Below are 11,874 nucleotides of genomic sequence, written 5' to 3'. Positions count from 1 at the left end.
CATGAGCGAACACGAATTATGGAATGAACTTGGCAACCTGTACTTCATCTCCGGCATGTTCGATCAGGCGGCGTATGCATACAATCGTTCAATAAAGATTGAGGAACGGTTTGGCATGCCCTACAGTAATCTTGCCTTCGCATACGCACAAAAAGGCCGCTTTTCCGAAGCAGCAGACCTGTTCCAAAAAAGTATTGAGCTGCTGTCACACGAACGTGACAGGGCGATCTCCTGGTACCGCCTGGGTGATGTGTATCGCCACTTGAAGAACTACAGGGATGCCATAATGGCCTATCAACAGGCGGACCTGCTGTACCCGGAGGCCGGAAAAATTATAGAGGGCAACACTGCTTTCCTATACGGGCCCTCGAACATTTCAGAAGAGTCCATGCTTCCGTCGGCGCAGACAGGGATGAGTGATGATGCCGAAATTGCGCACGCGTGCTATCCTGACAAGGCACGGGATGAAGCTGAAACCAATCTAAACACATCATCAGTTCAGAATGATCCCGTGCAGGATATTGAAGAACTTTCCAAGCTATCAGAGCATGGAATGTCCACAGGGTACATTGGAGATGAATCCCTCTCCGTCACGGTCGTTAGTGAGGCAGACAAATTTGATACAGATGCCGTGGACTACCTGTTCGAGAGCCTTGAAGGAAGTGAAACAGTGTCCGATGGTTTGGTAAGCAGTCCCGATGTTTCAAGCACCCTGGATGAATTTCAGGATGTGGCAGTCCATCTGGCGGCTGACGAACCCATGGATAGTTGGGAGGAGACTGTTGAGTCAGGTTATACAGAAACTGCCAATACTGAATTGCGTCATCCTGGCCCTACCCTGTCTGCAGATTTAAGAACAAATGGTGTCATGCTTGCAGCACAGGAGACGGTAGTTGAGGTAATCGACAAAAGGGCGGTTTTCATTGTGCCTGACGATGTCCTGGAGGATGATTCGAAACCGCCGGGCGTTTCGAATGAAGTAGGTGCGGATCTGGTTAATTCGCCCGAATTGCGTTCGAATGAATCCCTGGCGGAAAAAGAAAAAAATGAGCCATCCATTGATCATGAGATCGCAAGATTGGAACAGATCATTCAAGGCAACCCGCGCAACGCATCCAAGTGGGATGAATTGGGAGCCTTGTATAAATCCGCAAATCGCTATAAGGATGCCGTCCTTGCCTATCAGCAGGCCGTCCTGCTTGACTCGAATTGCGCGGAGTATCATCACAGCCTTGGAGTTGTGTATGCTGTGGAAGGACGTCATGAAGATGCCATTAATTGCCTGAAAAAAGTGATTGCGATCAAGCCGGACCACGGCTTGGCACACGCCACGCTCGGCGGGTACTTGCGAAAAATGGGTTTAGAAGAATTAGCAAATCAACATATAGGAATTGCCGTGAAAAACTTCATTGACGATGGAAATGAATACAACCGGGCATGCCTCGAGGCATTGTGTGGAAATGTGGAGCAAGCTGTGGAATACCTGCGGATCGCGCTCGACACCAGGCAGACACTTGTCGAGTGGATCCTGCGCGATCCGGATCTGGATGGTATCCGCTTCACACCACAGTTCAAGCAATTGATTGCCGAGTATGTACAATAGCAACGGTCAGGCGAAATTCCCGCCCGATCAACGTCCACCCCACAAGCTCTTCAAGAATTCTACGAATGCATCAATAAATTTATCCAGCAAAGAACTCGGCGGTGGAGCGATTGATGGCTCGGTTGGTCTTGGAACGATGGGAGTTGCAGATGCCGTGCTGGCAGCAGTTTCTGCGACTATCGCCGTCGGTGATATCTCCATGGTTTCGGTTGGTTGAGGCTGGCGTATGATACGCGGTGCGATCCACATGGCGATATCGTCATCGGATGGCCCAAGCGAGGACACTTCAAGTCTCAGTCGTACCGGCATGCCTGACAAGTAGGATAGATCGATCGTGTGATCCGACAACTGTCCGTCATGGAACTCCCCAATTGTCCAGATGGGGTTTTGCTGGCCAGTGCTGTCCAAATAGGAAATACTGAACAGGACGGAACACTTAAACGCGTCTTGCGCGCATCCAGTGCCCAGGATCAAACGGTCACCATTCTGGATGAGCACTTCAGGGAATATTGCCGAAATACTTGTTTCCGTATCCGAAAGGGGTAATTGCACTATAAGCGCTTGTCCAACCATCTGGTTGGTTTCTGAATAGGCCTGTGCCTGCTGGAATATCGCAGCGGTTTGCTGGCCAGATTCGACACCCTGACACGGTATCGGCAAGTCATCTACAAACCAGGCTGCATCACAGTACTGGCTGTATAAGTCAAGGACAAATTCTCCGGATTCGGGCGAAGGGGCAATGACCGCTGTGGGCAGCCCGGTTGGGGGAGTAGTTGCCGGTTCTGGTGTGAATGCGGAGGGGGAAGGTTCAATATTTACCTTTACCCATAATGGGGACGTGCCATCCACGCCAACCCCAAACCGCTCTCCATTCTCGGCTTCAATTTGCCAGAAGGTTTGGAGCGAACCGATCCTGTTCGGAATGGTGATGGCAATGGAGATATTTGCCATCGCGCCAGGCGGGACATTTTGATCAAATATCATATAAGCGGATGCACCCATCGCTTCACCATCGACCAGGACCAGATTGTACAAGGGGGTCCATGTGCATGTGCCTGCGTTTCTTATCTGCCAGGTTTTGACTAATTGATCCCCTGCATTCACGATCGAGTCGTCCGGAAGGCTTACATCGCCAACAAATAATGCCTTGTTACATTGCGGATCGAAGGTTGCAGTCGGTGTCTTGGAGGGCGTGAAGGTCAGCGTCGGTGTCTTCGACGGCGTGAAGGTCAGCGTGGGGGTATTGGACGGCGTGAAGGTCGCGGTCGGTGTCTTCGATGGCGTGAACGTCGCAGTCGGTGTGTTGGACGGCGTGAAGGTCGCGGTCGGTGTATTCGATGGCGTGAACGTCGCAGTCGGTGTATTCGACGGCGTGAAGGTCGCGGTCGGTGTCTTCGATGGCGTGAACGTCGCAGTCGGTGTGTTGGACGGCGTGAAGGTCGCGGTCGGTGTATTCGATGGCGTGAACGTCGCGGTCGGTGTCTTCGACGGCGTGAAGGTCGCGGTCGGTGTCTTCGACGGCGTGAAGGTCAGCGTGGGGGTATTGGACGGCGTGAAGGTCGCGGTCGGTGTCTTCGATGGCGTGAACGTCGCAGTCGGTGTGTTGGACGGCGTGAAGGTCGCGGTCGGTGTATTCGATGGCGTGAACGTCGCGGTCGGTGTCTTCGATGGCGTGAACGTCGCAGTCGGTGTGTTGGACGGCGTGAAGGTCGCGGTCGGTGTATTCGATGGCGTGAACGTCGCAGTCGGTGTGTTGGACGGCGTGAAGGTCGCGGTCGGTGTATTCGATGGCGTGAAGGTCGCGGTCGGTGTATTCGATGGCGTGAACGTCGCGGTCGGTGTATTCGATGGCGTGAACGTCGCGGTCGGTGTCTTCGACGGCGTGAAGGTCGCGGTCGGTGTCTTCGACGGCGTGAAGGTCGCGGTCGGTGTATTCGATGGCGTGAACGTCGCGGTCGGTGTCTTCGATGGCGTGAACGTCGCAGTCGGTGTGTTGGACGGCGTGAAGGTCGCGGTCGGTGTATTCGATGGCGTGAACGTCGCGGTCGGTGTATTCGATGGCGTGAACGTCGCGGTCGGTGTCTTCGACGGGGTGAAGGTCGCGGTCGGTGTCTTCGACGGCGTGAAGGTCGCCGTGGGGGTGTTGGACGGCGTGAAGGTCAGCGTGGGGGTATTGGACGGCGTGAAGGTCAGCGTCGGTGTCTTCGACGGCGTGAAGGTCAGCGTGGGGGTATTGGACGGCGTGAAGGTCAGCGTCGGTGTCTTCGATGGCGTGAAGGTCAGCGTCGGTGTCTTCGATGGCGTGAAGGTCGCGGTCGGTGTCTTCGATGGCGTGAACGTCGCGGTCGGTGTCTTCGACGGGGTGAAGGTCAGCGTCGGTGTCTTCGATGGCGTGAAGGTCGCGGTCGGTGTGTTGGACGGGGTGAAGGTCGCCGTGGGGGTATTCGACGGCGTGAAGGTCAGCGTCGGTGTCTTCGATGGTGTGAACGTCGCAGTCGGTGTGTTGGACGGCGTGAAGGTCGCGGTCGGTGTCTTCGATGGCGTGAACGTCGCAGTCGGTGTCTTCGATGGCGTGAACGTCGCGGTCGGTGTGTTGGACGGCGTGAAGGTCAGCGTCGGTGTCTTCGACGGCGTGAAGGTCAGCGTCGGTGTCTTCGACGGCGTGAAGGTCAGCGTCGGTGTCTTCGATGGCGTGAAGGTCAGCGTCGGTGTCTTCGATGGCGTGAAGGTCGCGGTCGGTGTCTTCGATGGCGTGAACGTCGCGGTCGGTGTCTTCGACGGGGTGAAGGTCAGCGTCGGTGTCTTCGATGGCGTGAAGGTCGCGGTCGGTGTGTTGGACGGGGTGAAGGTCGCCGTGGGGGTATTCGACGGCGTGAAGGTCAGCGTCGGTGTCTTCGATGGCGTGAACGTCGCAGTCGGTGTGTTGGACGGCGTGAAGGTCGCGGTCGGTGTCTTCGATGGCGTGAACGTCGCAGTCGGTGTCTTCGATGGCGTGAACGTCGCGGTCGGTGTCTTCGACGGCGTGAAGGTCAGCGTGGGGGTATTGGACGGCGTGAAGGTCGCGGTCGGTGTCTTCGATGGCGTGAACGTCGCAGTCGGTGTCTTCGATGGCGTGAACGTCGCGGTCGGTGTCTTCGACGGCGTGAAGGTCGCGGTCGGTGTCTTCGACGGCGTGAAGGTCAGCGTCGGTGTCTTCGATGGCGTGAAGGTCAGCGTCGGTGTCTTCGATGGCGTGAAGGTCGCGGTCGGTGTGTTGGACGGGGTGAAGGTCGCCGTGGGGGTATTCGACGGCGTGAAGGTCGCGGTCGGTGTCTTCGATGGCGTGAACGTCGCAGTCGGTGTGTTGGACGGCGTGAAGGTCGCGGTCGGTGTCTTCGATGGCGTGAACGTCGCGGTGGGGGTGTTGGACGGCGTGAAGGTCAGCGTCGGTGTCTTCGACGGCGTGAAGGTCAGCGTGGGGGTATTGGACGGCGTGAAGGTCGCGGTCGGTGTCTTCGATGGCGTGAAGGTCGCAGTCGGTGTATTCGACGGCGTGAAGGTCGCCGTGGGGGTATTGGACGGGGTGAAGGTCAGCGTCGGTGTCTTCGATGGCGTGAAGGTCAGCGTAAAAGTTGCCGTGGCTGTACTTAACGGGGTAATAGTTGCACTTGGGGTTTTGGACGGTGTAAAAGTTGCGGTTGGTGTATTGGAGGGGGTAAGGGTCGCCCTCGGCGTGCTGGATGGGGCGAAAGTTGAAGTGGGTGTAAAAGTTGCTGTCGATGTATTGGATGGCGTGATGGTTGCGGTTGGCGTATTGGATGGCGTACGTGTTACTGTCAGTGTTGCTGTCGGGGTTGGAATCACACACACAGGAATGGAATCCGAGCCGTCACGAGGATTCTGTGTTCTTCCATATTCATCATAAAATTTTACATACCGTACCCCGCTGAACTGCCTGAGGGTTTTACCCAACGGATCGGCAAAACTGTAAAAATCCGATTGAGCCTGGCAGTATCCAATCAGGTACACCTTTAATGTGCCGTCGATTGCCAGCTCATATTTTTTATATCCCAAAAACCCATTCCATGTGGCCGAAAGCCCGCGCCGCGCCTCCTGGGCGTTCGGACCGGTAAAGTACGCATCCAGCGCACCTTTTATCGGATCGGTTGTAAGAATTTCACGCCGGACTGCCTGATCGTACGGCTCGACCTTTTGTTCAAGGTTAGCGTTGTTCGTAAAATAAATGTTGACGACGATGGTGACCGGGGTGCTGGTGGCTGGCGGGGTGGGGGAGGGGGGGACAGGGTTTTCCGTGAACGCCTCTGGCGTCGGGGAGTCTGGCAACTGGAACGTGGCGGTGGCCAGGCTGACGGATGTTGGCGTCGCATCCACGGATGATGCGCCCACAGTGGGGGATGCGGGCGCATCGATAGCTGAAAAAAGGCCTGGAAGCGGTGGAAGTTCAAATACGGGTGTACCTGAAAATGCATACAGTGCGAGCGCGGTGGATGAGATTAATAAAATACCCCCAAGCAGATAGGCGTTTCGAGCGCTTGCCCTAAATTTTCCCCGAACCTGATAATTTGCCAAACCACGGCTGTTTTGCATGGCACGCATGCCAGCCCACAGGCCAAGTATCCCCAGGGTCAGCAGGATCCCTGCTCCAACGATGATGATTCCAAACGCCATTTGTGGAATTATATCATTGGAGCAGGGTGCCCTCAGTCATGCGTGGATAAAACACCTTTTTCACGGCATATCCGCATACGCTATAAGTCGGGAATGTAAGCGATCGAACAGCTGGCGAATACGAAAAAGATTAATTACCACGTTCAAAAAGACGGGTTAGCATCAATCGGGCAAGGTTGTGAATGCGTGTTTGGTCTTCTGGTGGATCCTCCAGCCAAAAACTGAGGTGCAGGTTTAAGTAGCTGTAGTGGATGAACACTTCAGATTCCATCGGGCTGGTCATGCAGTCGTATCTGACAGGGCCAAGTTCACCTATGCCACCGCCGCTGGGCTGGCAGTCTGTTTTTCAAAAAGGATGGGGATTCTCGAGGGGAAGCGTATCAAGTATCGTCGTGGGAGAGGCGCTGACTGGTCATTCGCCGGACTGATCTGATTGTCTTTTCTCGAAGACCTCGTAGTAGGCCTTGTCCAGCTCATCGTTCGAAAGATGGGTATATCGTTGTGTAACTTGAATATTTTTGTGCCGTGCAAGTTCCTGCGCAATCCTTAAATTTCCAGTACCGCGCAGCACGGACGTGACAAAATAATGGCGGAAGGAGTGCGGGGTGATCTTGCCGGCCATCTCCCTGCCTAAAAATTGCAGCACTCGTTCCTTGACGATGTTGCGGCCGGTGGCAGGCGTGATTGGCTTGACCTTTTTGCCGGCGCCTTTATCGTGGCGGGCAAAGAGAGGCAGGGAGCTCAATTGCCTGCCTGAATTTCCATCGAGTGCGGCGCGTTGGGCGAGATACTCCTGGATGGCTTGCAGGGAACGCGATGTAAAGCGGACCACAGCCTGCTTGTCGCCTTTACCAATAATGAGGGCGCGCTGTTCGTTCCAGTCGATATCGCCGCGCCGAAGGTTGCAGGCTTCATGGACACGAAAGCCTGTATCTGCCAGAGTAAGCAAAAAGGCACGGTCGCGGTATGCGCGTAGCTTAACGTTTATGAACTCATCCACGTCACTGGCGTTCATGAGCAGGTTTTCAACGCGTTTAGCCTTCCCTAACAGCGTATCAATGTCCTCTGCGGGGAACTGTGGATAGCGTATTCCGGGGCGGCGTGAGCGTTGCCTGATAAGCACCGTCACACGCGATTGGTTGATATTTGCCAGACGCTCAGAATCCACATACAGCAGGAACCCCTTGACAGCCTGCAAATAGAGTTGCTCGGTGGCGGGGGCGAAGACTTTTAGATAGTCCGCCATGGGCGAGATCAGGTCTTCTGTGAGTTTTTGGATGGGTGTGGAGTCGGGCTCCAGCGACTTTTCCACCAACACTTGGTGGAAGATGCGCATGGCATTCTTGTACGCAAGCATGGTATGTTTGCTGCGGGAGCGTTCCACCATGTCCAGATAATTCCTTATCACAGCAGAAATGGTGATGGAAATGTTGGATGTATCTGTCATGGGGATGATTATACGAATTTCCGCCGATCTGTCAATGTTTTTGATAATAATACTTATCGAAAACATAAGATATATTTTTGAAGTTGATGGGAATTTTGCGAACCTTCATTCCCCCATTACCGTATTTGACCGTGGACGATGGACGGCAGACGTTGAATTGTTTTTTGATGAAAGGATGGTGATCAACATTCATGCATCACGAAGTACGCATCACGCGCCGCGTCTCACGAACTCCCCTACCCCACCCGCCTCAGCGCCCAGAAGACGAAGCCAAAGCCGATGCCCAGCAGTGCGAACCAGACCACACAGCGCAAGGATTCGGGCAGCGCGGATGCCGCCAGCATCGCCAGCGGAAAGCCGAGCGTCAGCACGGCCAGCACGCCGACCACGCGGCGCGATCTCTGCTGTTGTTGGATGACGAGATCGTCTTCGATGGGATTGGCGGGTTCGATGTATGAATCCGCTTCGGCTTCGGTGCCGATGACTTCGGCAGAGAGGATGACCGGCATGGGACCAGGGAGAAAGTACAGGCGGTAGGACTCCCCCACTCGAAACGAGTCCAACTGTCCCTGCGTGATGAGGCGGATCTTCGTCCTGCCGATCTTGATCTCAAAGTTGGCAGAGTCCGCGCGGATTTTGCCATGCGCCGCCTCCCCTTCCGCTTTTTGGATCTGTCTCCCACGCGCTGCGGCGAGATGCTTTTGACTGGCAAACAGCGAGACGACGAGGACGAGCGCGAACACGCCGATCAGAACGCCCGTGGTGACCATCGTATCGAAGGACGATGCGCCTGCGTTCGCGCCCGAGGCGGAGGAGATGATGAAGAAGACACCGAGCGAGCCGAGCATGACCACGACGAAGAAGGCGATGCCGACTTTGAGGCTCGTCCCCAGCGCGGACTGGCGGGCCTGTTGACGTTCGGAGAGTTTGCCGGCGCGGTTGGCGAGCAGGTCGTGCGAGGAGAAGTGGAAGGTGTCACGGAGGTTGCGGTTGAGTGGGTTCATGCTCGTGATTATATTTGAATTGTCTGTAAAAAAGCCAGCCCCTTAATCATCACTGACTGAGGGGCCGGCTTGTCCATTACTTCTTCGTCTCCTTCGGCTTCACTTTCTTTTTCTTCTTCTTCTCCTTGTTCTTTCCCTTTTGTTCCTTGTTCGCCATGATTCAACTCCTTTCGATATTAACAGACAAACGGGCTTGTCAATGCACATTATACATCAGTGACGGCGAATCACCACAGCCCGACTGCCTCCGCCACACTTTCCCGCGGGGAGAGCGTGATCGCATCCTTGCTGCAACTTGCGCGGCACACTCCGCACCCATAACACACCGCCGGGTCGATTGTCACCTTTTTATTGTTCGACGAATAACGGATCGCCCCATACTGACACTGGCGCATACACAGCCGGCAGCCGTTGCACACCTCGGGCGCGACCTCCGCGATCCACTCGGCACGGAACATGACCGGGTAATCTCTGCGTGCGTGTGTGATGCGGTATGCCATGCAGTCCTGGTCGCAGTTGCACAAACCGCCGATGAAGGGAGTCTTGAAGGTCCACACCGAATGGACCAGTCCTTCCTTGTCCAATTTGCGAATGGACTCCAGGGCTTCTTCTTTCGATAACGTCTCCAGATTGAACGAGTCGTCCAGCGCGTCGTACATCTGCTTGTCCATCGTCAAGCCGTAGCAGTAGCGCGCGTTCATATTCCCTGTCGTCACGCGCCGGCACACGCACGGCAGGCGCACCGCTCCCTGTACCATTGCCTCGAAGATTTTTTCCACATCCTCCAATGGCACCACCTGCCCGTAATGATCCTGCTTCTGGTGATGCGTCAGCACGGGCTTTGCCAATTTCATCAACGGCGTCTTGCGGATCACGTCCAACTGCTTAATGCTTTTCGGCACGCGCTTATGGAATCCGTTCAGGAAGTCCGCCGCATACTCCCGCCGCCGATTCTGGTCCAGCAGGTCTTTGGAATAATTTTCCATCGTCAGGTACCACTTCTCCCCTTCCCCGTGCTGCGTGCAAAATTCACACATCTAAGCCTCCTGAGAAATGTCGTTGCGAGAAGGAGTGGCATGAGACGCGCCACGACGACGAGGTTGGGGCGTCCGAGCATGGCTTCGGTGCAAGTGTACGCCCTGCGGGCTACTCAACCGACGGCAGTTCGCAATGACATGATTTCCATCAGTATATCCACCCCATCCACTGCGCCCAAGTGACAAATTTCCCCCATTTTGCCTGAATTTTCCCTCTTGAATATTCAGAACATTTATTCTATAATGGATGGATGAACTCGCTGGAAACGCTCAAAGAGTTATCCTCCCAAATGCAATTCGAAGCGGATGGAGAGCCTTCCGCGTCTCTTCACGCTCCAGCCTGCTACTCCCCTAAAGAAAATAACCACGCCTTCACACATCCCGCCCAACTCCCCAACGGGCAGAAAATCGTCCTGCTCAAAACCCTGCTCTCCTCCGCCTGCGAGCGTGATTGCCATTACTGCCCCTTCCGCGCAGGACGCGATTTCCGACGCGCCACGTTCAAGCCAGATGAATTTGCAGGGTTGTTCAGTAAAATGAATCGGGTTGGAATGGCGGAAGGTGTATTCCTCAGCTCCGGGCTGGCGGGAGGCGGAGTCCGTACAATGGACAAGCTTCTTGACACGGCGGAACTTCTGCGAAAGAAGCATCAATTTCGCGGGTATGTCCATCTCAAGATCATGCCCGGCGCGGAGAAGGACCAGGTCTATCGCGCCATGCAGTTGGCAGACCGCATTTCCGTCAACCTCGAAGCGCCCAGCACCGAACGGTTGGCGCGGCTGGCTCCGCACAAGATTTTCTTTGAAGAATTGCTGCGTTCGCTCAAGTGGGTGGAGGAGATCAGACGTACGGTGCCTGCATATAAATTCTGGAACGGTAAATACCCATCCAGCGTCACCCAGTTCGTGGCCGGTGGTTCGGATGAAAGCGACCTCGAACTGCTCAATACCACGCAATGGTTGATGAAGAACGTTCACCTAAAACGCGCCTATTTCTCCGCCTTTCATCCCGTCCGCGATACACCTCTCGAGAACAAGCCGGCCGTGGACCCCATGCGCGAACACCGTTTGTATCAGGCATCTTTCCTTCTGCGCGATTATGGTTTCGACCTCGAAGACCTGCCTTTCACGGCGGATGAAAACCTGCCGCTGCATGCCGACCCCAAACTTGCCTGGGCGCAAATGAACTTGATCCACACCCCCATCGAGATCAACACGGCGGACAAACACCAGTTGATCAGGATCCCCGGCATTGGCATCAAAGGCGCGGATGCAATTCTACATGCAAGAAGGATCAAGCGCCTGCGTGACCTTGCCTCATTGAAAAGACTTGGCATCATCGCCGAACGTGCCGCACCATACGTTCTGCTGGATGGGCGCATGCCCGGCGCGCAGCTCCATTTGTTCTAATCCGGCTCACAGCACCGCAGTGTCCACTTTTAATGCGCCGCCGATAACTTGGCGGTGAATATTTTTTACCAATGTTGCAACCTTAAAATATTTCAACAGGTCTTATTAACCCTTGTAATTAAACCCATAATGACTATACTAAAACAGATGATTTAATATTATTTGTAAAAGGAGAAAATATAAATGATCACAACAATGGAAACAGTAAGTGTCAAAACAGAAAATAAATTTAGAACCTTAATCACCAAACAAGCCTATAAGAAGGGCGAGGTGATCTGCTCCATGCCCAGCGAGAACATCATGGACAAGCCCAACCGCTTCACCGTCCAGATCGCGCGCGAGCGGCACACCCACGTCGGCAAACTTGCCGCGTTGAACCACTCCTGTGACCCGAACGTGATCCTCGACACTGACAAAATGCTGATGATCGCGCGCCGTGACATCGATAAAGGCGAGGAACTCTCATTCTTCTACCCATCCACGGAATGGGAAATGCAGGCACCCTTCATCTGCCTGTGCGGAGCCGCAAATTGCATCCACGTGGTTGCCGGCGCACGTTTCCTGCCGCTCTCCACACTGGAAAACCACTATCTCAATCCGCACATCCGTGATCTAATGATCGAACTGCTCAAGAATACAAAACTACATCTGAAAAATTTACAGGAAAAGTAGGACAAGAAAAAATCCGGGCCGAAAACGGCCCGGA

General features: G+C 54.6%; 11 protein-coding genes. 6 read left to right on the top strand and 5 right to left on the bottom strand.

Annotated elements, in window-relative coordinates; all coding sequences use genetic code 11:
- Window position 1 precedes the first annotated feature (1 nt).
- On the top strand, window positions 2–1,603 hold the full coding sequence (locus QY332_11980; protein ID WKZ34330.1) for a tetratricopeptide repeat protein: 1,602 nt from the start codon (window positions 2–4) through the stop codon (window positions 1,601–1,603).
- Between the two features lie 27 nt (window positions 1,604–1,630).
- On the opposite strand, the gene QY332_11975 is transcribed toward QY332_11980, so the two are convergent.
- Window positions 1,631–2,806, bottom strand: a complete 1,176-nt coding sequence (locus tag QY332_11975; GenBank protein ID WKZ38470.1) for an NBR1-Ig-like domain-containing protein — start codon at window positions 2,804–2,806, stop codon at window positions 1,631–1,633.
- Here QY332_11975 and QY332_11970 point away from each other — a divergent pair.
- Together QY332_11970 and QY332_11965 are read left to right on the top strand one after the other, a co-directional pair.
- Window positions 2,796–5,507, top strand: coding sequence for a hypothetical protein (locus tag QY332_11970; protein WKZ34329.1), 2,712 nt, complete (start codon window positions 2,796–2,798; stop codon window positions 5,505–5,507). The genes QY332_11975 and QY332_11970 overlap by 11 nt on opposite strands.
- A 318-nt stretch (window positions 5,508–5,825) precedes the next feature.
- Window positions 5,826–6,122 (top strand): hypothetical protein, encoded by a 297-nt coding sequence (locus tag QY332_11965; protein WKZ34328.1) that lies wholly within the window; start codon window positions 5,826–5,828, stop codon window positions 6,120–6,122.
- A 561-nt stretch (window positions 6,123–6,683) separates the two neighbouring features.
- Here the strand turns inward: QY332_11965 and QY332_11960 are convergent.
- From QY332_11960 to QY332_11945, 4 genes are all read right to left on the bottom strand, one after another.
- Window positions 6,684–7,718: a tyrosine-type recombinase/integrase gene (locus tag QY332_11960; protein ID WKZ34327.1), complete on the bottom strand. Its 1,035-nt coding sequence runs from the start codon at window positions 7,716–7,718 to the stop codon at window positions 6,684–6,686.
- A gap of 236 nt (window positions 7,719–7,954) precedes the next feature.
- A complete protein-coding gene (locus QY332_11955; GenBank protein WKZ34326.1) occupies window positions 7,955–8,722 on the bottom strand; it encodes a hypothetical protein in 768 nt (255 codons plus the stop codon).
- Window positions 8,723–8,730: 8 nt separating this feature from the next.
- The gene (locus QY332_11950) at window positions 8,731–8,886 is read right to left on the bottom strand and encodes a hypothetical protein (GenBank protein WKZ34325.1); all 156 of its coding nucleotides are present in this window, start codon (window positions 8,884–8,886) and stop codon (window positions 8,731–8,733) included.
- A gap of 63 nt (window positions 8,887–8,949) precedes the next feature.
- Window positions 8,950–9,759 (bottom strand): 4Fe-4S binding protein, encoded by an 810-nt coding sequence (locus tag QY332_11945; GenBank protein ID WKZ34324.1) that lies wholly within the window; start codon window positions 9,757–9,759, stop codon window positions 8,950–8,952.
- Between the two features lie 39 nt (window positions 9,760–9,798).
- Here QY332_11945 and QY332_11940 point away from each other — a divergent pair, with 39 nt between their 5' ends.
- The 3 genes from QY332_11940 to QY332_11930 all read left to right on the top strand — a co-directional run bounded on the left by QY332_11940 (window position 9,799) and on the right by QY332_11930 (window position 11,840).
- Window positions 9,799–9,942: a hypothetical protein gene (locus tag QY332_11940; protein ID WKZ34323.1), complete on the top strand. Its 144-nt coding sequence runs from the start codon at window positions 9,799–9,801 to the stop codon at window positions 9,940–9,942.
- A 68-nt stretch (window positions 9,943–10,010) separates the two neighbouring features.
- The gene (locus QY332_11935; GenBank protein WKZ34322.1) at window positions 10,011–11,168 is read left to right on the top strand and encodes a radical SAM protein; all 1,158 of its coding nucleotides are present in this window, start codon (window positions 10,011–10,013) and stop codon (window positions 11,166–11,168) included.
- Window positions 11,169–11,351: 183 nt separating this feature from the next.
- The gene (locus QY332_11930) at window positions 11,352–11,840 is read left to right on the top strand and encodes an SET domain-containing protein-lysine N-methyltransferase (protein ID WKZ34321.1); all 489 of its coding nucleotides are present in this window, start codon (window positions 11,352–11,354) and stop codon (window positions 11,838–11,840) included.
- The last annotated feature ends 34 nt before the right edge of the window (window positions 11,841–11,874 follow it).

Source organism: Anaerolineales bacterium (assembly GCA_030583885.1).
Classification (GTDB): domain Bacteria; phylum Chloroflexota; class Anaerolineae; order Anaerolineales; family Villigracilaceae; genus Villigracilis.
This window is presented reverse-complemented; position numbering and strand designations above follow the sequence as displayed.

What these genes read in the sequence shown, in the direction of transcription:
- QY332_11935 (WKZ34322.1), top strand. Translation starts at nt 10,011, where the DNA reads ATGAACTCGCTGGAAACGCTCAAAGAGTTATCCTCCCAAATGCAATTC.
- QY332_11930 (WKZ34321.1), top strand. Translation starts at nt 11,352, where the DNA reads ATGATCACAACAATGGAAACAGTAAGTGTCAAAACAGAAAATAAATTT.
- QY332_11960 (WKZ34327.1), bottom strand. Translation starts at nt 7,718, where the DNA reads ATGACAGATACATCCAACATTTCCATCACCATTTCTGCTGTGATAAGG.
- QY332_11965 (WKZ34328.1), top strand. Translation starts at nt 5,826, where the DNA reads ATGTTGACGACGATGGTGACCGGGGTGCTGGTGGCTGGCGGGGTGGGG.
- QY332_11940 (WKZ34323.1), top strand. Translation starts at nt 9,799, where the DNA reads ATGAGACGCGCCACGACGACGAGGTTGGGGCGTCCGAGCATGGCTTCG.
- QY332_11980 (WKZ34330.1), top strand. Translation starts at nt 2, where the DNA reads ATGAGCGAACACGAATTATGGAATGAACTTGGCAACCTGTACTTCATC.
- QY332_11945 (WKZ34324.1), bottom strand. Translation starts at nt 9,759, where the DNA reads ATGTGTGAATTTTGCACGCAGCACGGGGAAGGGGAGAAGTGGTACCTG.
- QY332_11955 (WKZ34326.1), bottom strand. Translation starts at nt 8,722, where the DNA reads ATGAACCCACTCAACCGCAACCTCCGTGACACCTTCCACTTCTCCTCG.